18 protein-coding genes are annotated in these 20,542 nt (G+C 71.9%); 12 read left to right on the top strand and 6 right to left on the bottom strand.

The features are described from left to right. Positions 1–3: 3 nt before the first annotated feature. From NI26_RS02885 to NI26_RS02870, 4 genes are read right to left on the bottom strand one after another with little or no spacing between them, the layout of a single operon-like run. The gene (locus tag NI26_RS02885; RefSeq protein ID WP_235426464.1) at positions 4–1,035 is read right to left on the bottom strand and encodes a Gfo/Idh/MocA family protein; all 1,032 of its coding nucleotides are present in this window, start codon (positions 1,033–1,035) and stop codon (positions 4–6) included. After that, positions 1,032–2,048: a Gfo/Idh/MocA family protein gene (locus tag NI26_RS02880; protein ID WP_066652184.1), complete on the bottom strand. Its 1,017-nt coding sequence runs from the start codon at positions 2,046–2,048 to the stop codon at positions 1,032–1,034. The genes NI26_RS02885 and NI26_RS02880 overlap by 4 nt, the downstream gene beginning before the upstream one ends. Next, positions 2,045–3,172: an ROK family protein gene (locus tag NI26_RS02875; RefSeq protein ID WP_066652177.1), complete on the bottom strand. Its 1,128-nt coding sequence runs from the start codon at positions 3,170–3,172 to the stop codon at positions 2,045–2,047. The genes NI26_RS02880 and NI26_RS02875 overlap by 4 nt, the downstream gene beginning before the upstream one ends. After that, positions 3,169–4,389 (bottom strand): ROK family transcriptional regulator, encoded by a 1,221-nt coding sequence (locus NI26_RS02870; RefSeq protein ID WP_066652175.1) that lies wholly within the window; start codon positions 4,387–4,389, stop codon positions 3,169–3,171. The genes NI26_RS02875 and NI26_RS02870 overlap by 4 nt, the downstream gene beginning before the upstream one ends. Before the next feature lie 139 nt (positions 4,390–4,528). Between NI26_RS02870 and NI26_RS02865 the strand changes: the two genes are divergently transcribed. From NI26_RS02865 to NI26_RS02820, 10 genes are all read left to right on the top strand, one after another. Continuing rightward, positions 4,529–5,485: a carbohydrate ABC transporter permease gene (locus NI26_RS02865; RefSeq protein ID WP_081984625.1), complete on the top strand. Its 957-nt coding sequence runs from the start codon at positions 4,529–4,531 to the stop codon at positions 5,483–5,485. A gap of 10 nt (positions 5,486–5,495) precedes the next feature. Further along, positions 5,496–6,398 (top strand): carbohydrate ABC transporter permease, encoded by a 903-nt coding sequence (locus NI26_RS02860; RefSeq protein ID WP_066652173.1) that lies wholly within the window; start codon positions 5,496–5,498, stop codon positions 6,396–6,398. A 94-nt stretch (positions 6,399–6,492) separates the two neighbouring features. Then, positions 6,493–7,800 (top strand): ABC transporter substrate-binding protein, encoded by a 1,308-nt coding sequence (locus NI26_RS02855; protein WP_066652171.1) that lies wholly within the window; start codon positions 6,493–6,495, stop codon positions 7,798–7,800. Positions 7,801–7,932: 132 nt separating this feature from the next. Next, entirely contained in the window at positions 7,933–8,778 is an 846-nt protein-coding gene (locus NI26_RS02850; protein ID WP_066652169.1) for a DUF4097 family beta strand repeat-containing protein, read from the top strand. Next, the gene (locus tag NI26_RS02845) at positions 8,775–9,356 is read left to right on the top strand and encodes a PadR family transcriptional regulator (RefSeq protein WP_066652167.1); all 582 of its coding nucleotides are present in this window, start codon (positions 8,775–8,777) and stop codon (positions 9,354–9,356) included. Before NI26_RS02850 ends, NI26_RS02845 begins: the two co-directional genes overlap by 4 nt. A gap of 128 nt (positions 9,357–9,484) precedes the next feature. Beyond that, a complete protein-coding gene (locus tag NI26_RS02840; protein ID WP_066652165.1) occupies positions 9,485–11,734 on the top strand; it encodes an APC family permease in 2,250 nt (749 codons plus the stop codon). A gap of 13 nt (positions 11,735–11,747) precedes the next feature. Next, positions 11,748–12,503, top strand: a complete 756-nt coding sequence (locus tag NI26_RS02835) for a hypothetical protein (protein ID WP_144411229.1) — start codon at positions 11,748–11,750, stop codon at positions 12,501–12,503. Between the two features lie 107 nt (positions 12,504–12,610). Beyond that, the gene (locus tag NI26_RS02830; protein WP_066652161.1) at positions 12,611–12,877 is read left to right on the top strand and encodes a DUF3072 domain-containing protein; all 267 of its coding nucleotides are present in this window, start codon (positions 12,611–12,613) and stop codon (positions 12,875–12,877) included. Positions 12,878–13,048: 171 nt separating this feature from the next. Continuing rightward, positions 13,049–13,489, top strand: coding sequence for a DoxX family protein (locus tag NI26_RS02825; protein WP_066652159.1), 441 nt, complete (start codon positions 13,049–13,051; stop codon positions 13,487–13,489). A gap of 169 nt (positions 13,490–13,658) precedes the next feature. After that, positions 13,659–13,880 (top strand): DUF3073 domain-containing protein, encoded by a 222-nt coding sequence (locus tag NI26_RS02820; protein WP_066652157.1) that lies wholly within the window; start codon positions 13,659–13,661, stop codon positions 13,878–13,880. A 498-nt stretch (positions 13,881–14,378) separates the two neighbouring features. Here the strand turns inward: NI26_RS02820 and purM are convergent, their stop codons facing one another. Further along, on the bottom strand, positions 14,379–15,479 hold the full coding sequence (gene purM / locus NI26_RS02815) for a phosphoribosylformylglycinamidine cyclo-ligase (RefSeq protein ID WP_081984622.1): 1,101 nt from the start codon (positions 15,477–15,479) through the stop codon (positions 14,379–14,381). 71 nt (positions 15,480–15,550) lie between these two features. Here purM and purF point away from each other — a divergent pair, with 71 nt between their 5' ends. Beyond that, positions 15,551–17,008 (top strand): amidophosphoribosyltransferase, encoded by a 1,458-nt coding sequence (purF, locus tag NI26_RS02810; RefSeq protein ID WP_066652154.1) that lies wholly within the window; start codon positions 15,551–15,553, stop codon positions 17,006–17,008. 87 nt (positions 17,009–17,095) lie between these two features. Here the strand turns inward: purF and NI26_RS02805 are convergent, their stop codons facing one another. Beyond that, positions 17,096–17,530, bottom strand: coding sequence for a hypothetical protein (locus NI26_RS02805; RefSeq protein WP_066652153.1), 435 nt, complete (start codon positions 17,528–17,530; stop codon positions 17,096–17,098). A 202-nt stretch (positions 17,531–17,732) separates the two neighbouring features. On the opposite strand from NI26_RS02805, the gene NI26_RS02800 reads away from it, so the two are divergent. Beyond that, positions 17,733–20,324 (top strand): helix-turn-helix transcriptional regulator, encoded by a 2,592-nt coding sequence (locus tag NI26_RS02800; protein WP_066652152.1) that lies wholly within the window; start codon positions 17,733–17,735, stop codon positions 20,322–20,324. The last annotated feature ends 218 nt before the right edge of the window (positions 20,325–20,542 follow it).

Genomic DNA, 20,542 nt, shown 5'->3' with positions numbered 1-20,542 from the left:
GGGTCAGACGGACCGCACCCGCACCGTCTCGCCGGTCGCGGCCGACTCCTGCGCTGCCAGCACGATCGCCAGGGTGCGCAGTCCCACGGCCGCGTCGGGCTGGGGCTGCTCGCCGGAGCGCACCGCGGCGACGAACCTGTCGAGCATCGCGGCGTCGAAGTCCGGCCCGTAGGGCAGGACGACCGACCGGCCGCTCGCGGCGTCGAGCCCGCGGACGCTGGGCCGGAAGAAGTCGACGTCCACCGATCCCTCGGTCCCGACGACGGTGAGGGCCAGCCCACCCCACGTCGGCGAGGTGTCCGGACGGCTCCACGAGCAGTCGATCGCCGCGATCGTGCCGTCGGCGTAGGTGATGGTGACCAGACCGGCGGTCTCGGCCTGCGCACGCGACGCGTGCAGCACCCGGTTCGTGACCGCCGTGACGGTCTCGGCCGGCGTGCCGTCCAGGAGCTCGTCGAGCAGGTCCGCGATGTGCACGACGTGGTCGACGATCGCGCCGCCGCCGGACAGTCCGGGTTCCGTGAACCACGAGCGGGTCAGCGGCAGCATGCCGTTGTTGGCACCGCGGACCGAGAACACCTCGCCGAGGCGGCCGGACCGCTTCGTCGCGGCGAGCCGGGCGAAGGTGCTCGCGAAGCGGACCGGGAAGGCGACCATGAGCAGCACGCCGGCGGCCTCGGCGGCGGCGCGCATCGCGAGCCCGTCCTCCCAGGTCGTGGCGAGCGGCTTCTCGCACAGCACGTGGGCCCCGGCGGCGGCGGCCTGTTCGACCAGGGCACGGTGCCGGGCGTTCTCGCTCGTGACCACCACGGCGTCGACCCCGCTCGCCAGCAGCTCCTCGACGGTGTCGACGTACGCGACCCCGAGGGCATCCGCGAGTGCACGACCGCGCAGGTCGACCAGGTCGGTGCCCGTCGAGGTGCCGTCCGGGTCGGTGCCGACGACCTCGACGTCGGGCATCGCCTGCAGCGCGGACAGGTAGGACAGGGCGTGCGTGTGCGCGAAGGACAGCACGCCGATGCGCAGGGCGGTCACGCCGTCGCCCCCTCGTGCGTCCCGGCCGCCGGGGCGGGCTCGAGGTCGACGGGCTGCCCCGTCGCGACCGACCGCAGCGCGGCGTTGACGATGCGGACCGCGGTGGCGCCGTCCTCGGCGGACACGCGGGGCACCACGCCGCCACGGAAGGCCCCGAGGTACTCGCGGATCTCGAGGAAGTACGGGTCCTCGGCGGGGTCGAGCTCGGGCAGGTCGCCGCCGACCCCGGCTTCGTCGAGGAGCTCCGCCGTGTAGTTCCGCTCGGCGCGGGAGTCGTGCGACAGGGACCCGAGGGTGCCGGTGGCGGAGAACTCGGTGACGAACGGCAGGTGCGCCGGCCCCCAGATGCCCGCGACGTGGCTGATCGCCCCGGACGCGTGGGTGAGCAGCACGTGCGCCGCCTCGACCGGGTGGTCGACGGTGCCCTTGCGGACGTGCACCGCGCTGACCCGGACGACGTCGCCGGCGATCCACCGTGCGATGTCCAGGTCGTGGATCATCTGGTCCATGATGATGCCGCCCGAGAGCTCGGGGTCGGCGAACCAGGCGGAGCGGGTCGGGAACGCACCCGAGCGGACGAACCGCAGGACGGCCAGTTCGCCGAGCTGCCCGGCCTCGACCGCGGCCTTGAGACGGACGTACTCGGGGAAGTAGCGGACCACGTGTGCCGGGTAGAGCTGGCGACCGGCCTCGTGCGCGAGCCGGACCAGGTCGTCGGCGTCCGCGTCGGTGCGGGCGAGCGGCTTCTCGCTGATGACGTCCTTGCCGGCGGCGAGCGCCGCGCGCACGACCTCGGCGTGGGCGTACGTGGGGACGACGACGTCCACCACGTCGACGCGGGCGAGGAGTTCGTCGAGCGAGTCGACCACCTCGCCGCCGTGTGCTGCGACGAGGTCCTCGGCGCCGACCTCGGAGAAGACGACGACGTCCCCGATCCGGAGCAGGTTCGGCAGGTGCGCGTGGGCGATCACCCCCGCGCCGACGAGGCCGATCCGGAGTCGCTGAGCGGTCATGGGGTCCTCCTGGTTCGTGGTGGTGCGGTGTCCGTGGTGGGTTCGGCGCCGTGGGCAGCGGTGGTGGCGGCAGGCGGCGCAGGGGCCGACTGCGCTGCGGTCGACTGCGCTGCGGTCGACTGCGCTGCGGTCGACTGCGCAGCGGTGCGGGCGAGCAGGGCTGCTCCCGCCAGGCCGGCACCGGCGCCCGCGAGGGACTGCTCGATGCGGGGCGCGGGACGCCAGCCGAGCCGCGCGTCCACCGCGGTGCGCAGCGGGGCGAGCAGGCGTTCCCCGGACCCGCCGAGTCCGCCGCCGACGACGACCACCGCCGGGTCGAGCACGGCGGACAGGATCGCGATCCCGGCGGCGAGCGCGTCGACCGCGTCGGCCCAGACCGCGGCGGCCACGGGGTCGGTGTCCACGGCGGCGACGATCTCCTCGGTCGCGCCGTCGATCGTACCGCCGGCCGCGCGGTAGCGCCGTCGGATGTTCCGTGCGGAGGCGTACACCTCGACGCACCCGCGCTGCCCGCACGTGCAGGGCTCGCCGCCCGGTCGGACGCACACGTGTCCGACCTCGCCGGCACCTCCGGCTGCCCCGACCACCAGGCGCCCGTCGACGACCAGGCTCGCGGAGACGCCGGTCCCGATCGGGATGAAGACCAGCTCGGCGACGTCCCGGCCCGCCGCGGTGCGTGCTGCGATCTCAGCCGTCGCGGCAGCGCGGGCGTCGTGCGCGACGGCGACGGGGACGCCGTACCGGTCGCGCAGGAGTCCGGCGAGGGGCAGGTCGTGCCAGTCGAGGTTGACCGCGACGACCACCGTCCCGGTCTCGGCGTCGACGACCCCGGGCGCGCAGAGACCGATGGCGGCGAGCGGGTGCCCGGCGGCGGCTGCGGCTGCGGCGAGTCGGTCGACGACGGCGGTGACGGCGGCGAGCGCCGGACCGCCCACGGCGGCGTCCATGGCCGCCGCGTGCGCGTCGGTCGCCGCGACCGGCGCCAGGGTGGGGACGACCGCGCGGTCGAGGACGACGTCACCGACCCGGACCATCCCCTTGACGGTGGTGCCGCCGACGTCGACGGCGACGACCGCGCCCGATGACTCCCGGCCGCCGTGCGAGCCCGTGCCCGCGGCGCTCATGCCGTCCGCTCCGTCGCCGCGCGGGCGAGTTCGTCGACGCGTGCCGGTGCGAGCACCTCGTCGATCGCGAGCACCGTCGCCCCGCGGATGCCGGCGTCGCGCGGGGACGAGCTCGCCCGGACGTCGAGGGCGTCCGCGACCATCGGCAGGCACGACCGGTAGAGCTCCCCGCGGATCGTCGCGACCAGGACGGACGACGCCGACATCGCCCCCGCCAGCACGACCTCGCTCGGGTTGCAGAAGTTCACGATGCCGGAGAGCACGCGGCCGATGTGCTCCCCCGCCCGGCGGAGCTCGTCGAGGACGACCGCGTCGCCCTGCGCCGCGAGCGCGAGCACGTCGCTCGTCCCGCCGACCTGCCGTCCGCCCGCGCGCAGCCGCGCCACGATCGCTCCCCCGGACGCCACCGACTCGAGGCAGTCCGGCACGCCGCAGGTGCAGCCGATCGCGGCCTGGCCGTCGACCGGGGTGTGGCTGATCTCGCCGGCGGCACCGCTCACCCCGCGGTGCAGGCGCCCGTCGAGCAGCACCCCCGAGCCGATGCGGGTGCCGAGCTTCACCGCGACGAGCGTGCCCGTGCGGTCGGGGCCCGGACGCTCGGCCAGGGCGATGAGGTTCGCGTCGTTCTCGACGAGGACGGGGGCGTCGGTGTGCTCGGCGAAGAGCTCGGGCAGCACGGCACCGTGCCACGACGGCTCGAACGACGGGGTCGCGATGCTGCCGCCCGGGTACGACACGGGCGCGGGGACGCTGATCGCGGCGCCGCGGAAGCGGGTCGTGTCGAGGCCGGCGTCGCGGGCGAGCTCGACGAACCGGTCCCACAGCGCGGCGACCGACGCCCGCGGTCCGGCGGCGACGGGCACCGTCGCGGCGCCGTGCTCGAGGGCGTCGGTGTCGGCGACGATCCGGCCGGCCAGGTCGGTGAGCACGATGCGCACGTGGTGGGCGCCGAGGTCGGCCGCGGCGACGAAGCCGGCGTCCGCCACGAGTTCGAGCCGCCGGGCACGCCGGCCGCCGCGGGACCCCTCGGCGCCGCTCTCGCGCACGAGCCCGAGCGCGGTCAGTGCGTCGACCCGGGCCGAGGCCGTGGACGGTGCGAGTCCGGTGCTCCTGGCGATGCTCGAGCGCGAGGTCGTGTCCGAGACGCGGATCAGTCGGAGGACGTCCCCGACGGACCCGGGGTTCCGGTCCATGTCCTGGAAGTGCTGCTCGTGCATGCCGACACTGTAGCGACGAAACGGTCGATTATCGAACGAAGTCGTTGCAGATTCGACTGTTTACTTTTGGTGATCGAACGGTAATCTGCTCGAAACAGCCGATTCCTAGCGTTCAACGACGAGCCAAGAGGAGGTCCGCATGACGAGTGCGGTTGAGAACCCGGCCCGGGTGCGTGTCCCCGGTCGACGGTCGTCCACTGCGGACGCGAGCCGGATGGAACGACGCGAGGGCCGAGCGGGCTACGTGCTCATCGCCCCGACGACGGTGCTGCTGGCGCTGTTCTACCTGTACCCACTGGCGCAGACCGTCTTCTACTCGTTCACCGACTGGAACCCCGCGTCCGGCGAGACGAACGGCTTCGTCGGCCTGTCGAACTTCACCGGGCTGTTCCAGGACGGCGAGTTCGTCCGGGCGGCCGGCAACACGGCGCTGTACGTGGTGGTCGTGGTGCCGATCACGATGGCCCTCGGGCTGTTCTTCGCGGCACTGCTGGCGCAGCCGTTCCGCGGTCGCGGCGTCTACCGGGCACTGCTGTTCGTGCCGTACATCGCCCCGATCGTCGGCAGCGCACTGATCTTCAGCTTCATCCTGTCGCCGCTCGGCGGTCTGGTGAACGGCGTGGTCACCGCGCTCGGTGCTCCCCCGATCGGCTTCCTGACGTCCGAGCCGTGGGCCCTGGTCTCGGTGATCGTGTTCTCGATCTGGCAGGGCGTCGGCTACACGATGATCATCTACTCGGCCGCGCTCACGAACATCCCGGCGTCCTACATGGAGGCCGCGACGCTCGACGGCGCCGGGCCGATCCGCCGCTTCTTCCGGATCTCGCTCCCCCTGGTCGCCCCGACCACGGGCTTCCTCGCGATCACCGGCGTGATCGGCGCGCTGCAGGTCTTCACGCAGGTCTACGTCCTGACCCAGGGCGGCCCGATCAACTCGAGCGAGACGATCCTCTACTACATCTACAACCAGGGCTTCGTGTTCTTCCACGGTGGCTCGGCCAGCGCTGCCGCCGTGCTCCTGCTCATCGTCGGCATCCTCGTCGCGGTCGTCCAGCTGCGGGTCATCAACCGCCGCGATCCCGTCGAGCTGAACTAGGACCGCCACCGTGACCCAGATCGCCTCCCGCACCCTCCCGGCGGACGCACACCGCGCCTCCCGTCCGCACCGCAGCCGCCCGTTCGGCGTGCTGTTCCGCAAGCACTCACCCGCCGTCCTGCGGCACGTCATCCTGCTCGTCGCGGTCGTGCTGTTCTTCGGCCCGTTCCTCTGGATGCTGCTGACGAGCTTCAAGTCCTCGGAGGAGGCGCTCGCCTTCCCGCCGACCTTCCTGCCGCGGCAGTGGGAGCTGTCGAACTACACCGACATCTTCACCGTCGCTCCCTTCGGGCTGTACTTCTTCAACTCGACGGTCGTGGCGATCGCGACCACCCTCGGGCAGATCGTGACGAGCCTGGCTGCGGGCTTCGCGTTCTCGCGCCTGAAGTTCCCCGGCAAGAACATCGTCTTCGTCGTCCTGCTCGCCGCGCTCCTCGTGCCGTTCGAGGTCGTGTTCACGCCCCTCATCACCCTGCTGTCCTCGCTGCACTGGCTGAACAGCTACCAGGGCCTCATCGTCCCGAACATCCCGTCGATCCTCGGCACCTTCCTCTTCCGGCAGTTCTTCACGTCGTTCCCGAGCGAGATCGAGGACGCCAGCCGGGTGGACGGTGCCGGGGTGTGGCGGCGGATGTGGTCCGTCGTGACGCCGATGGCGACGCCGATGATCGGGTCCTTCGCGGTCCTGTCGTTCGTCTACAACTGGAACAACTTCTTCTTCCAGTTCCTCGTGGCGTCGCGGACGGAGTTCTTCACCGTCTCCGTCGGCCTCACGCAGCTGCAGTCCGCGAACGCGAGCCAGAGCTTCAACCTGCTGATGGCCGGCTCGACGCTGGCGATCCTGCCGGTCTTCATCGTCTTCATCATCTTCCAGAAGCAGATCGTGTCGGCCATGGCCGGCGGACTCCGCTGATCCCGCACCGCCCCTCGCTCCACTCCTCCTCATCACCCTCCGCTCCACGCGGAGGCACCCTTCGCTCCACCCGAAGTCCGAGAAAGGACGACTCATGCGCAAGCGACTGCTCGGCGCCACGGCCCTCGCCGTGGGTGCCGCACTGGCCCTGTCCGGGTGTTCCGGCGGCTCCGTCACCGGCAACTCCGGCGGCAGCGGCGGCAAGACCACGATCACGGTCTGGCACAACTACACGGGGCCGCAGGCCACCGAGGTGAAGAAGCTCATCGACGAGTACAACTCCTCGCAGGACGAGATCGACGTCCAGCCCCAGTACGCGGCCTCGTCCGACCAGTTCGACGCGAAGCTCATCAACGCGCTGAAGAACGACACCGGTCCCGACATGGTGCTCGGTGACAGCACCCCGCAGCAGACCGGCGAGGTGATCCAGACCGGCAAGGTCCTGCCGCTCGAGGACCACCTGTCGAGCGGAGACGTCACGAAGGACAGCTTCACCGAGGGCATGCTCTCGACCGGCGAGTTCGACGGTAAGCAGTACACGCTGCCGACCGACATCGGCGACTACGCCGTCGTCTACAACAAGGAGATGTTCAAGGCCGCGGGCATCACCGACACCCCGACGACGTGGGCGGAGTTCCAGGACGACGCGAAGAAGCTCACCAAGGGCACGACCCAGTACGGCGCCTACCTGCCGATCGGTACCGGTGAGTGGCCGGTCTTCACGTGGCAGTCGATGCTCTGGGGTGCCGGCGGCGACTTCCTCAACGAGGACAACACCAAGGTCGAGTTCAACAGCGACGCGGGCGTGAAGGCCCTCACCGCGTGGACGGACATGCTGCAGGACGGCTCGGCCTACCCGCAGTCGCTCCTGACCACCTCGACGAACGGCGCCGTCCCCGCGCTCACGTCGAAGAAGGCCGCGATGGCGATCACCGGCGCGTACGACCTGTCGACCATCGACAGCACGCTCGGCAAGGAGAACGTCGGTGTCTTCCCGCTCCCGGGCATCGAGGAGCCGGCGATGAACCTCGGCACGAACAACTCGTACATCATCGAGACGACGACCGCGAAGCAGGACGCCTCGTGGAAGTTCCTGCAGTGGTGGCTCAGCCCGGACACCCAGGCGAAGTGGGACATCGCGACCGGCCTGCTCCCCGCGAACCAGGCCACGGCGGACAACGCGACGTGGAAGCAGTACCTGGACGAGAACCCGCGCCTCAAGGCCTTCGCCGACGAGCTCGAGTACGCCAAGGCCCGTCCGTCGATCACCGCGTACGGCGAGGTGAGCGCGGCGCTGTCGACGCAGCTGCAGTCCGCGATGCTGCTGAAGACCAGCCCGAAGGAGGCCCTCGACGCGGCGGCGGAGAAGGCACAGGCGGCGCTGGACGACGCCGCGAAGTAGGCCCGCTCCGCAGGACGGCCCCGCTCCCCACCGGGAGCGGGGCCGTCCTGCATCCTGGCCTGGTGACAACGGGTCACTCGCGATGTACCGTGACTCCACACACGCGATACATCGCGAGTTCGAGGAGGCAACATGGCCCAGGAGAAGTGGCTCGTCGAGGAGCCCAAGGTGATCGACACCGGCATCGTCCGCGCCCTGCGCGTCGGGCTCGCCGGTGGGCAGGTCGACGTCGTGGCCCACGACGAACCGACCGCCCGGGTGGAGGTGCACGGCGTGTCCGGCAAGCCGCTCAAGATCGAGCTGGACGGCGACACGCTCACCATCGACCACCCGCAGGTCCGGTGGGACGACCCGCTCGGCTTCCTCAGGTCGTTCCGCGGTCGCGCCACCGCCGACGTCAGCGTGCTGGTCCCCCGCGACGCACGGGTCACGGTCGGCGTCGTCTCCGCGGGGGCGCTGCTCTCCGGCACGAACCGCGGCGCCTCGGTGAACACCGTCTCGGGCGACGTCGTCGTCGACGGGCTCGCGGGCGACCTCGCCGTGCACGCCGTCTCCGGGGCGACCACGGTCCGCGACCTCGACGGCGCACTGACGGTCCGCACCGTGTCGGGCGACGTCGTGGCGACGGGCGCGATCCCGCGCCTCACGGCCGACGGGGTGAACGCCGACGTGGTGCTCGACCTGCAGGGCACCCCGGACGCCGCACGCATCAACACCGTGTCCGGTTCGGTGAGCGTCCGGCTCGAGGACGGCGTCCCCTACCGCTGCACCGTCAGCACCGCGTCCGGCAAGCTGCAGTTCGACGACTCCGAGATCCGCGGCGTCCGCGGCTCGTACGTCAAGCAGGGCGGCGAGCTGAGCGGGCAGTGGCTCGACCTCAAGGTCAACTCGGTCTCGGGCGACGTCGCGGTCCTGCACGCCCCGCCCGCCCCGGCCGCCCCGACGGACGCCCCGACCGGCGCGGAGGCGTCCGAATGAGCCCCGTCTTCGCGCACGGTCACCTGCGCCTGTCACTGCTCGCCATGCTCGCCGACCGCCCCATGCACGGCTACGAGCTCATCCAGGCCCTCGGCGAGCGCTTCGGCGGCGCGTACGTCCCGAGCGCCGGCACCGTGTACCCGCGGCTCGCCAAGCTCGAGTCCGAGGGGCTCGTCACCAAGACCGTCGACGGCCGCAAGACCGTGTACGCGATCACCGACGCCGGCCGCGCCGAGCTCGACGCCCGCGCCGAGGAGCTCGCCGCGGTCGAGTCCGGGGTCGCCGACTCGGTGCGGTCCCTGGCCGACGGCGTCCGCGCCTCGGTCGGCGAGGCCATGCGCTCGCTCCGAGCGGACCTCGCCGCGAGCGCCCAGGCCCCGCGCGGTCAGACCGCCGACGAGCCCGTCGACGTCCCGACGGAGGGCGCCCGCGCCCTGCGCGAGGTCGAGATGGCGATCGCCGCGTTCCGGCAGCAGGTCCGGGCGGACCTGCGTCGCCGCGCGACGCGCGGGACGCTCACCGAGGACACGGTGACGCGCCTGCGGGACGGCCTGGAGGCCCTGCGCCGCTCCGTCTGACGGCCGCCGGCGGACGGGTGGTGGCGAGCCGCGCCTCCCGTCCGCTGCCCGTCGACGTGCGTCCGGCGCACGGCCGTCGCCGCCTGTCCGTTCCCACAGTGTTGACTCGGGCGCGCAACTGAGTAGGTTTGCCGCTCGTGACGAACGAGATCCGGTCGCTCAAGGCGCGACTGATCGGCGATCCCCTGCCCTCCGAGAAGCTCGAGGGACAGCTCCTCCCGAAGCACCTGGCGCTGCCGATCTTCGCGAGCGACCCGCTGTCGAGCGTGGCGTACGCCCCGCAGGAGCTCCTCATGATCCTGCTGCTCGGCGGGATGGCGTTCCTGACCTTCGCCCCGTGGGTCGCGGCCGTGGTGGTGCTGCTGCTCGTCGTGGTCGTCGCGTCCTACCGGCAGCTCGTCAAGGCCTACCCGTCCGGCGGTGGCGACTACGAGGTCGCCCACCGGAACCTCGGCGAGAAGGCCGGCCTCGTCGTGGCGAGCGCGCTGCTCGTCGACTACGTCATGACGGTCGCCGTGTCGGTGGCCTCGGGCGTGGACAACATCATCTCGGCCCTGCCGACACTCGACCCGTTCCGCGTCGAGCTCGCGGTCGCCTTCGTCGTGCTGCTCGCCGGGGTGAACCTGCGCGGCGTCCGCGAGTCGAGCAAGGCGTTCGCGGTGCCGACCTACCTGTTCGTCGGCTCGGTGTTCGTCATGGTCGTCACCGGCCTGGTCCGCACCGCCCTCGGCAACGCCCCCGTCGCCGAGTCCGCCGCGTACACGATCGACAACGTCGAGCACACGACGCAGGCGGCCTTCGTGCTGCTGCTCCTGCGCGCGTTCGCGTCCGGCTGCTCGGCCCTGACCGGTGTCGAGGCGATCGCGAACGGCGTGCAGGCCTTCCGTCGCCCGAAGATCCGCAACGCCCAGACGACGCTGGTGCTCATGGGCTCGATCGCGATCGTGCTGTTCGTCGGGCTCATCACGCTCGCGCTCGTCTCGCACGTGCACTACGCCGAGCGCGCGTGCGACCTGCAGGGCTTCACCGCGTGCGCGACCACACCGCAGCGCTCGCTCATCGCGCAGATCGCCGCCGCGACCTTCGGTGGCGGCAGCGTGCTGTTCTTCGTCGTCCAGGCGACGACGGCCGCGGTCCTGCTCCTCGCCGCGAACACGGCCTTCAACGGCTTCCCGCTGCTCGGCTCGATCCTGGCGCGGGACTCCTACGCGCCGAAGGCCCTGTCGACCCGCGGCGACCGCCTCATCTACTCGAACGGCGTCATCGTGCTCGCGCTCGTCGCGGTCGCGCTGCTCGTGGTCTACCGCGCGAACGTCACGAGTCTCATCCAGCTGTACATCATCGGCGTCTTCGTGTCGTTCACGCTCGGCCAGACCGGCATGGTCCGGCACTGGCTGCGCCTGCTGCGCTCGGACCGCGACGGCAGCGCGGACGAGCCCGTCGACCGCGGACAGGTGTGGCGCTCGCTGACGATCAACGCGATCGGCGCGACCTCCACCTTCGTCGTGCTCGTCGTCGTCACCATCACGAAGTTCACGCACGGCGCCTGGCTCGTGTTCGTGATCATGCCCGTGCTGTTCGTCCTCATGCTCGGCGTCAACCGGTACTACCGCGACGTCTCGCACGAGGTCGAGGCGGACGTCGACACGCAGTTCGGCGCGACCGGCGACCACGCGATCGTCCTCGTCAACACACTCCAGAAGCCGGTGCTCAAGGCGATCGACTACGCCATCGCGGCACAGCACGCCGGACTCGAGGCGGTGCACGTCGCGATCGACGACGCCGAGGCCCGCCGGCTGCAGGAGCAGTGGGTCGAGCACGGGATCGAGGTCCCGCTCACCGTCGTGCCGAGTCCCTACCGCGACATCTCGATGCCGCTCATCCGGTACATCAAGGCGCACCGGGCCGAGCACGGGTCCGAGGTCGTCACCGTCTACACGCCGGTCTTCGTCGTCGGGCACTGGTGGGAGACCCTGCTGCACAACCACCGCGGGCGCCGGATCCGCAAGAAGCTCCTGCTGGTGCACGGGGTGACCGTGGCCCTGGTGCCGTGGCTGCTCGACTCGTCGGAACTGCTCTACGGCCGGCGCTCCCGTCCGCTGCCGGGGCAGGAACGCCGCGGTGAGCCGGTCCGGCCGGCACTCCGCCGCTCGCCGCAGGGCGTGTCCCACCACGACGCGCAGGAGGACCGTCTGCTCCGGTCCGTCCAGCGGAACAGCCTGCAGCCGGTGGGGTCGCCGGCGCAGCGCGACGGCCTGCAGCCGCGGCGGGCGTCGCGTCCCGCCGGTCCCGCGGAGGGCGTCGACCCGACCCAGTGCACGGGCGAGGTGCACCTCCTCGTCGCCACACCTGCACGCCGTGACGGCGGCCGGTCGTAGCATCGTCGGCGACATGACGATCTCCGACCTGCGCACCTTCGCGACCTTCGACGGCCACGGCGGCAAGGTGTCGAAGCGCGTCGAGGTGCTCGACCACGAACCACCGGTGGCCGGACCGTACGCCGGACTCGTCGCCGTGCGCGGTGAGCACCCGCTCGGAGCCCTCGACGAACGCCCCGCCGACGACCGCGCCGACCTCGCCCGCGGGGTCGCCAGCATCGGCTGGGTCGACCCGGCCACACTCCGCGACTGGTACCGACCGGACCGCGTCGTGGTCACGCGGCTCGAGGCACGCCGCTCCGGGCTCGAGCCGGGGCTCTACGCCGACTCGCGTGGCCGCGGTCGCGTGCGGATCGACGGCCTGGAGGGACTGCTCGCCCCCGACGGTCGGCCCGCCTTCCGTGCACTGGCCGGTCCGGTCGACGCCCCGGTGGTCGACGTCCCCCTACCCACCGACCAGGCGGTGCGCCTGGTCGCCGTGCGCGCCGTCAAGGGTGGTCTCGAGGTCGTGACCACCCCGGTCTCGCCGTTCCTCTCCCCCGGTCGGTACGCCGCGTACGACGCCGACGTGGCCGGGCTGCCGCCCCGGGCGTCCACCGGGCAGGTGTCCGTGCGGGCGGCGGTGCTCATCGACGGGTCGTTGCACGAGGTCGTCCGGATCGACGAGCGGGCGGCGACGATCTGGATCGAGCAGGGCGGCGACGAGGTGCCGATCGCGACGAGCGGCGTCGGACCGGACCTCGTGCGCTACACGGCGACGCCGGTCTGAGCGCCGCCGTCCGCCTGGTCGGGAGCCCGGTCCGCGTGCCGGCGGACGTCCCCTGGGGGACGTCCTCGCTGCGTGTCGTGTCCGGCGTCGCGCGTAGGTTCAGCGCCATGACCGACGCAGCAGACCAGACCCCCGACGAGTCGCACCAGGGCGAGACCCTGGGCGGCGAGCGTCCCGACCCCTCGACGACCGCGAGCAAGGACCCGGAGCAGTGGGTGACCGGCGACGAGCCCATGACCGGCCCGCAGCGCAGCTACCTCGACACCCTCGCCCGCGAGGCCGGCGAGGAGCTCCCCGCGGACCTCAGCAAGGCCGAGGCGTCCGAGCACATCGACCGCCTGCAGCAGCAGACCGGGCGCGGCGCGGACTCCTGACGCGACACCCTGTCGCCCGACGCCGGTCCCCGCTGTGGTGGACCGGCGTCGGTCGTTCCTGAGCGTCGGTCCCCGATTCGGCGGACCGACGTCTGGGTGCCCCCTGGCCGAGTGCGGACAATGCCCCGAGGGCCTCGGGTCGATGACACGTCACCGCATAGCGTCTTCGCCATGCGAACGACATCGACCTCCATCGGCCTGACCGCGCTCCGCATCGTCCTCGGCGTGGTGTTCACCGCACACGGCGCCCAGAAGTTCGCGCAGGGGATCCCCGGCGTCGCGCAGGGCTTCTCGGGCATGGGCGTCCCGCTCGCCGAGGTCGCGGCACCCCTCGTCGCCGGCCTCGAGCTCGTCGGCGGGATCCTGCTCGTGGTCGGCGTCGCGACACGGGTCGTCGGACTGCTGCTCGCGGTCGACATGGTCGTCGCGGGCCTGCTCGCCCACGCGACCGCCGGCTTCTTCGCCCAGGACGGCGGCTTCGAGTACGTGCTCGTGCTCGCCGTCGCCTCGCTCGCGATCGCCCTGACCGGACCCGGGCGGTTCTCGCTCGACGCCCTCGTCCTGCGCTCGGCACGGCGGAAGCGGGGCGTGCCGGAGCCGCTCGCGGCGTGAGCCCTGGTCACCTCTGCGACCGGCCGACGGGGGACGCCGATGGGCAGGTGGGGAACGGGGTACATGGTAGAGTGATCGGCAGATTTCAAACCACGAACCGTTCGGTTCCCCGGGTGGCAACCATGCACCCGCCAGGACCGGACCAGAGCCGATCACGAGGGGGTCACGCATGGGGCGCGGCCGTCAGAAGGCAAAGCACACCAAGGTCGCCCGGGAGCTGAAGTACTTCAGTCCGGACACGAACTACGGTGCGCTCGAGCGAGAGCTCTCCGCCGGGCAACACTCGGACGAGAACTCCTACGTCGACCGCTGGGCTGACCAGTACGGTGAGGAACCGGGCGACGACGAGGACGAGTTCGAGCCCCAGCAGGACCAGGACAAGTCCGCCTGACCCGGACCGTCGACGCCGCGCACCCTCCGGGGTCGCGCGGCGTCGTCGTGTGCGCGGGCACCGGCGGTCGGCGGGCACGTCCAGCTCGCTGGGCTCGAGCCCTGGTCGCACGACTTGCCACTCACCTTCGACATGAGCGGCAGTTCGCGCGACCCGAACGATCGCACGCGGCAGGTCGTGCGACCAGGACGGCCGCGCCGGCACCGGTGGAACATCGCCGACGCCGGCCCGAGCGGGTCGACCTCGCCGCACCACCGCACGCGGCGGCGAGCTTCGGTCGCACGACTTGCCGCTCACCTTCGACATGAGCGGCATGTCGTGCGACCCGAACGATCGCACGCGGCATGTCGTGCGACCAGGACGGCCGCGCCGGTACCGGTGGAACATCGCCGACGCCGTCAGCTCGGCGCAGACGGTGACGCCGCGCGACCGCACGACGCCGTCAGCTCGGCGCGACCGCACGACGCCGCGCGGCCGACGAGGTCGGGGCGGTGCGCCTCAGCCCGCGTAGGAACCGACGAGTCGGACCGCTCCCCCGTCGACGCCCTTGGCACCCTGCTCGAACCCGTCCAGGTTCCGCGCCGAGGTCGACACCGTGCCGACCGTCCACGCGGGCAGCCCCACGGCCCGCAGGTCGTCGAGCACCGCCGATGCCGAGGACGCCGCGACGACCGCGAACATCCCGATGCCGAGGTTCCAGGTGCCCTCGGTGTCCTCCACCGGTGTCCCCGCCATGTCCGCGAGCACCCGGAACACCGTCGGGGGCGTCCACGTCGAGCGCTCGACCTCGACCCAGGTGCCGACGGGCAGCACCCGCGCCAGGTTCGCGGCGATGCCACCACCGGTGACGTGGGACAGCGAGTGGACGACGCCGGGTCGGGCGTCGAGCAGGTCGAGCAGCGGCGCGGTGTACAGCCGGGTGGGCTCGAGCAGGGCTTCGCCCACCGAGACGCCCGCGCCGAACTCCGGCAGCTGGTCGGTGTACCCGATGCCCTTGCCGGACAGGATGTGCCGGACCAGCGAGTACCCGTTCGAGTGCAGCCCGGAGGACTCGATCGCCACGACGACGTCGCCGTCCTCGACGAGGTGCGCGCCGAGCTGGCGTCCGGCCTCGACGACACCGGTCGCGGCACCCGCCACGTCGTAGTCGTCCGGCCCGAGCAGCCCCGGGTGCTCCGCCGTCTCGCCGCCGACCAGGGCGGTCCCGGTCGCCGAGCAGCCGCGGGCGATGCCGGCGACGATGTCGGCGATGCGGTTCGGCACGACCCGGCCGCAGGCGATGTAGTCCGTCATGAAGAGCGGCTTCGCGCCCACCACGACGATGTCGTCGACGACCATGCCGACGAGGTCCTGGCCGATCGTGTCGTGCTTGTCGATCGCCTGCGCGATGGCGACCTTGGTGCCGACGCCGTCGGTCGAGGTCGCGAGCAGCGGACGCTCGTAGTCCTTGAGGAACGAGACGTCGTAGAGCCCGGCGAACCCGCCGACACCACCGAGCACCGATGGGTCGTGGGTCGCCGAGACGGCGGACTTCATGAGTTCGACGGCCAGGTCACCGGCGGCGGTGTCGACACCGGCGGCAGCGTACGGGTTCGGCATGCGTGGTCCTCCGCGGAGCATGGCAGACTTGTTCGGTACCACCCGATCCTACGGTCTGGAGCACTCCGCGAATGTGCGGCATCGTCGGCCTCGTTGCGCAGGGGCCCGTCAACCAATCCATCTACGACGCCCTGCTGCTCCTGCAGCACCGGGGCCAGGACTCGACCGGCATCGCCACGGTCGAGGGTCGCGTCCACCACATGCACAAGACGCGTGGGCACGTCCGTGAAGCATTCCGCACCCGCGACATGCGTGCCCTGCTCGGCACGATGGGGCTCGGACACGTCCGGTACGCCACGAAGGGCGTCGCGAGCAACGAGGAAGAGGCCCAGCCGTTCTACGTGAACGCGCCCTACGGCATCGTGCTCGTGCACAACGGCAACCTGACGAACACCCGCGAGCTCACCCGCGAGCTGTTCGACATCGACCGCCGTCACCTCAACACGACGAGCGACACCGAGCTGTTGGTCAACGTCCTGGCGCACGAGCTCCAGGGCCAGGTCCGCGGCAGCGAGCTCGACGCCGGTCAGGTGTTCGACGCGGTCGAGCGCGTGCACGAGCGCGTCGAGGGTTCCTACGCCACGATCGCCACGATCGCCGGGCACGGCCTGCTGGCGTTCCGCGACCCGTACGGCATCCGACCGCTGATCCTCGGCCACAAGTTCGACGAGGCCGGGCAGCCGGAGTGGGTCGTCGCGAGCGAGTCCCTCGTGCTCGAGTCCGGCGGCTACGAGGTCGTCCGCGACATCGCTCCGGGCGAGGCCGTGTTCATCGAGATGAACGGCCAGATGCACGCCCGCCAGTGCGCGAAGGACCCGCGCCTGGTGCCGTGCTCGTTCGAGTACGTCTACCTCGCGCGTCCCGACTCCGTCATGAACGGCATCTCGGTCTACGACGCCCGCCTCCGTCTCGGCAACCGCCTGGCCGACACGATCGCGCAGTACGCCCCGACCGGGGACATCGACGTGGTCATGCCGATCCCGGACTCGTCCCGACCCGCGGCCATGCAGGTCGCGCAGAAGCTCGGCATCGACTACCGCGAGGGCTTCTTCAAGAACCGCTACGTCGGCCGCACGTTCATCATGCCCGGGCAGGCGGAGCGCAAGCGTTCGGTGCGCCAGAAGCTCAACGCGATGTCGTCCGAGTTCAAGGGCAAGAACATCCTGATCGTCGACGACTCGATCGTCCGCGGCACCACGAGCCGCGAGATCGTCGAGATGGCACGGGCAGCCGGTGCGAACGAGGTCACGTTCACGAGCGCGGCTCCCCCGGTCCGGTACCCGCACGTGTACGGCATCAACATGCCGACCCGCGCCGAGCTGATCGCGCACGACCGGAAGATCCCGGAGATCAACCGCGTGCTCGGCAGCGACCACCTCATCTACCAAGAGGTCGCGGACATGCGTGACGCGATCATCGAGGGCTCGGACGTCACCGACCTCGAGATGAGCTGCTTCACCGGTGAGTACGTCACCGGCACGGTGAGCCCGGAGTACCTGTCGTGGGTGGAGGCGAACCAGCTCAGCTGAGTCGCGTCGCCACGGCGACCACGGAACGGACGGGAGGCTCCCCACCAGCTGGTGGGGAGCCTCCCGTCCGTCGTGCGGTGCAGACCGTCAGCGGTCGGTGCGTCCCGCGGGTCCGCCCGCGTCACCGTGCTCCTCGACCTCGACCTCGCCGTCGACGGTCTCCTCGGCCGGCTCGACCTCGACGCGCTCCGCCGTCAGGCGGGCGGCGCGGCGGGCGAACACGCGGTCGAGGACGATCGCCACGACGGCTCCGACGAAGGCGCCGATCGTGACACCCCACAGCGAGAAGTAGCCGACCAGCGTGCCGAAGTCGGCGTCCTGCTGGTCGCCGCGGTCGATGTCCATGGTGAGCGTCACGACCAGCAGGGTCGCGAGGAAGCCGAGCACCGCGCCGCCGACGATGAACACGCCGAACTTCGGTGCGCGGCGGATGGTGACCTCGTCCGCCGAGCTGACGGCGCTCGGAGCCGGCGTCGCGGCCGGCGCTGCCGGGCGGTCTTCGGGTCGGTCGGTGTCGCTCACCCGACCATTGTCCCCCACTGTGGGACGTCCGTCGGCCTGTTGCGCGTCGACCGATCCAGGGCATGATGTCCCTACCGGTCGGTATCCACGGAACGCAGTCAGTCGGACACCGACCACCCGGTCGAGGACGATGTCGGAGCCCGGGAACGGGATCCGTGAGCCGGGGGGAGCAGGCGGACGACCAGGAACGGGAGGTGACGGGGTGCACGAACAGTCCGTCCGTGGGCGTCGCCGCCCCCGCACGCCCGGACGCATCCCGTGGCCGATCGTGCAGCGTCGCGAGGAGGACCGCGCGGTCTCCGTCGTCGCCGAGCACCGCTGGAGCGTCGCGATCGTCGGCGCACCGGGGCTCGGCAAGACCTCCACCGCCGCCCGCGTGACCGACCGAGTCGCTCGCCGTGACCCCACCGGTCGCACGGTCGTCGTGCCGATCACCGCGGTCGAAGCCGGTCGCTCGATGCCGTTCGGTGCCGTGGCGGACCGCTTCGGTGAGCTGCCGGCGGCCCTGGCGGACCTGGTCGACGACGCCTCGGCCGCACGCCGACTGCGCGAGACCGACGACCTGGCCGACCGCGACGTCGTGCTGCGCGTCGACGACGCCGACCACCTCGACGCCATCTCGGCTCGGTACGTCGCCTGGCTCGTCCGCGACCAGGGTGCGCGGCTCGTGCTGACGTGCCGCGACTTCACCGCACTGTCGGAGCCGCTCCGCGCACTGTGGCAGGACGACCTGCTCGAGCGCATCGACCTCGCCCCGCTCGACCTGCACGAGACCGGCGAGGTCGTCGCACAGGCACTCGGCGCGCAGCTCGAGACCGCCTCGACCGAGCGCGTGCACCGGGCGACCGCCGGCAACCCGCTGTACCTGCGCGAGGTCGTCCGCGCGGCACTGACGTCCGGGGCGCTCGACCAGACCGCGACGGGCTGGTACTGGCGCGGCCGGGTCACCGCGTCGAACAGCCTGGCGGACATGTACCGCACCGAGCTCGGCGCGCTGCCCGAGGACCTCCGTGACGTCGTCGACATCGTCGCGCTCGCCGACCCGATCCCGCTCGTCCGACTGCTCGGGATGGTGTCCGGCGGCGATGTCGACCGGGTCGTCGCGCTCGGCCTGGTCGCCGTCGACTCCGCCGAGGACGGCACGAGCATCGTCCGGTCGTCCCACCCGCTCGTGGGCGAGGTCGTCCGTGGCCTCGTGCCGGTCGCGCGGCGCACGGCACTGTTCGCGCGCGCCAACGCCTTCCGGACCGCCCGGCCGGAGGGAGCGCCGCCGGCCGCCCGGCTCCGCGCCGCGCTCTGGTCGCTCGAGTGCGGTGTGCTGCCGTCGGTCGGCCAGCTCATCGACGCCACCCAGGTCGCGGTCCGGCTGCAGGAGCACGAGAGCGCCGTCGCCCTGGCCTCGGCCGCACTGCGCACCGCGCTCACGGCCACCGAGCGGGTCACCGCCCTCTGCCTGCGGTCCATCGCGCACTCGTACAGCACGGGTCGTGAGGCCGGTCGCGCCGACGCGGAGGCCGCGTGGGACCTCGCCCGGAAGCGAGCCGGCGAGATCGACGACGCCGTCGTGGTCGAGGCGTGCGAGACCCTGGCGAACATCCGGCAGTTCCACGACGACGACGTCGACGCCGCCGTGGCGCTCTCCGAGGCCCTCGCACCCCTCGTCGGTCCGGAGACGGCCGAGCACGTCCGGCTGCTCCGACTGGCCCACCTGGGTTGGGGCGGTCGGTTCGCCGAGGTCCGGGCGGAGATCGAGCGGTCGCGCATCCTCCAGCAGCCGACCGTGCCCGTGTCGCTCCTGTGCCTCGCGCCGTGCGTCACCATGGCACTCGCGACCGAGGGCCGGCTCGAGGAGGCCGCCGCGTTCGCGCGTCGGGCGATCGCCACCGCCGTCGAGCACGTCGAGGCTGCCCCGTGGGGCGTCGGCGAGAACGTCTCGGTGCTGCACCAGGTGCAGGTCTGGCGCGGGGACATGGCCGACCTGGTCACCGAGATCCCGGTCCGACGCGGGAGCCCGTTCCTGAAGTACGACTTCACGCTCGAGCTCATCGGCCTGGGCAACCACGCGATCGGCCAGCGACGGTGGGACGACGCGATCGCCGCGTTCTCGGCGGCGTGCGAGCGCTACGACGTGGCCGACCACGGCGGGTTCGCTGCCTACCCCTGGGCACGACTGGCCATGGCGTACGCGTACGCCGGCGACACCGAGCGCGCGGCCGCGGCACTCGAGCGCGCCCGCACCACACCGGGCCGCGCGATGCGGATCACCGGCGAGCAGGTGGCGGTGTCGATCGCCTGGACCGAGACGGTGCTCGGCAACCCGGCCGGACTCCGACACGCGGACGAGATCATCGAGCGCAGCACCCGTGACGGGTCGTGGCTGCACGTGATGTACGCGGTGACGCAGCACTACACGCACGACATGACGTCCGGGCGGGACACCACCGCGTCGCTCGCCCGCATGCGCGAAGCTGCAGCGCGCGTCGACGGTCCCCTCGCCCGCGCGGTCGTCGAGTACGCGGACGCCGAGCTCGCCGGCGACCGGACGCGGGTCGTGGCGGCGCAGGGGGTCCTCGCCGCGCACGGGATGGCCGTGTCGGCCGGTCGGGTCCGCCCACCGCTGACGAACCGGGAGTACGAGGTCGCGGAACTCGCGGCGCAGGGCCTGAGCAACCGGCGGATCGCGGAGACGCTGAGCCTGAGCGTGCGGACGATCGACGCGCACATGTCGCGGATCTTCGCGAAGTGGGACGTGCACGCGCGGTCGGAGCTGGTGGAGATGCTCGGCGCCCGCTGACCACGCGTCGGCGTCCTGATGGTCGTCCTGCGGCGTCCTGAACCGCCTCGGAAGCTGACGCAGGGTCAGGAAAGGTCCCCGATGGGACCGCGATCGTTGCGGTTTGCAGCACGACTCGCCGTACCGGTTGACAACGAAGGCAGCATGTCGCGTACCTTGAACCCTGTCGCCGGGTTCGGACCCGTTCGGGTCGGGTCCGAATCCCGGCGACTTCGACG

The sequence above is a fragment of the Curtobacterium sp. MR_MD2014 genome (assembly GCF_000772085.1).
Taxonomy (GTDB): domain Bacteria; phylum Actinomycetota; class Actinomycetes; order Actinomycetales; family Microbacteriaceae; genus Curtobacterium.
The sequence above is the reverse complement of the archived record's forward strand: the minus strand, read 5'-3'. Positions and strand labels throughout refer to the sequence as shown.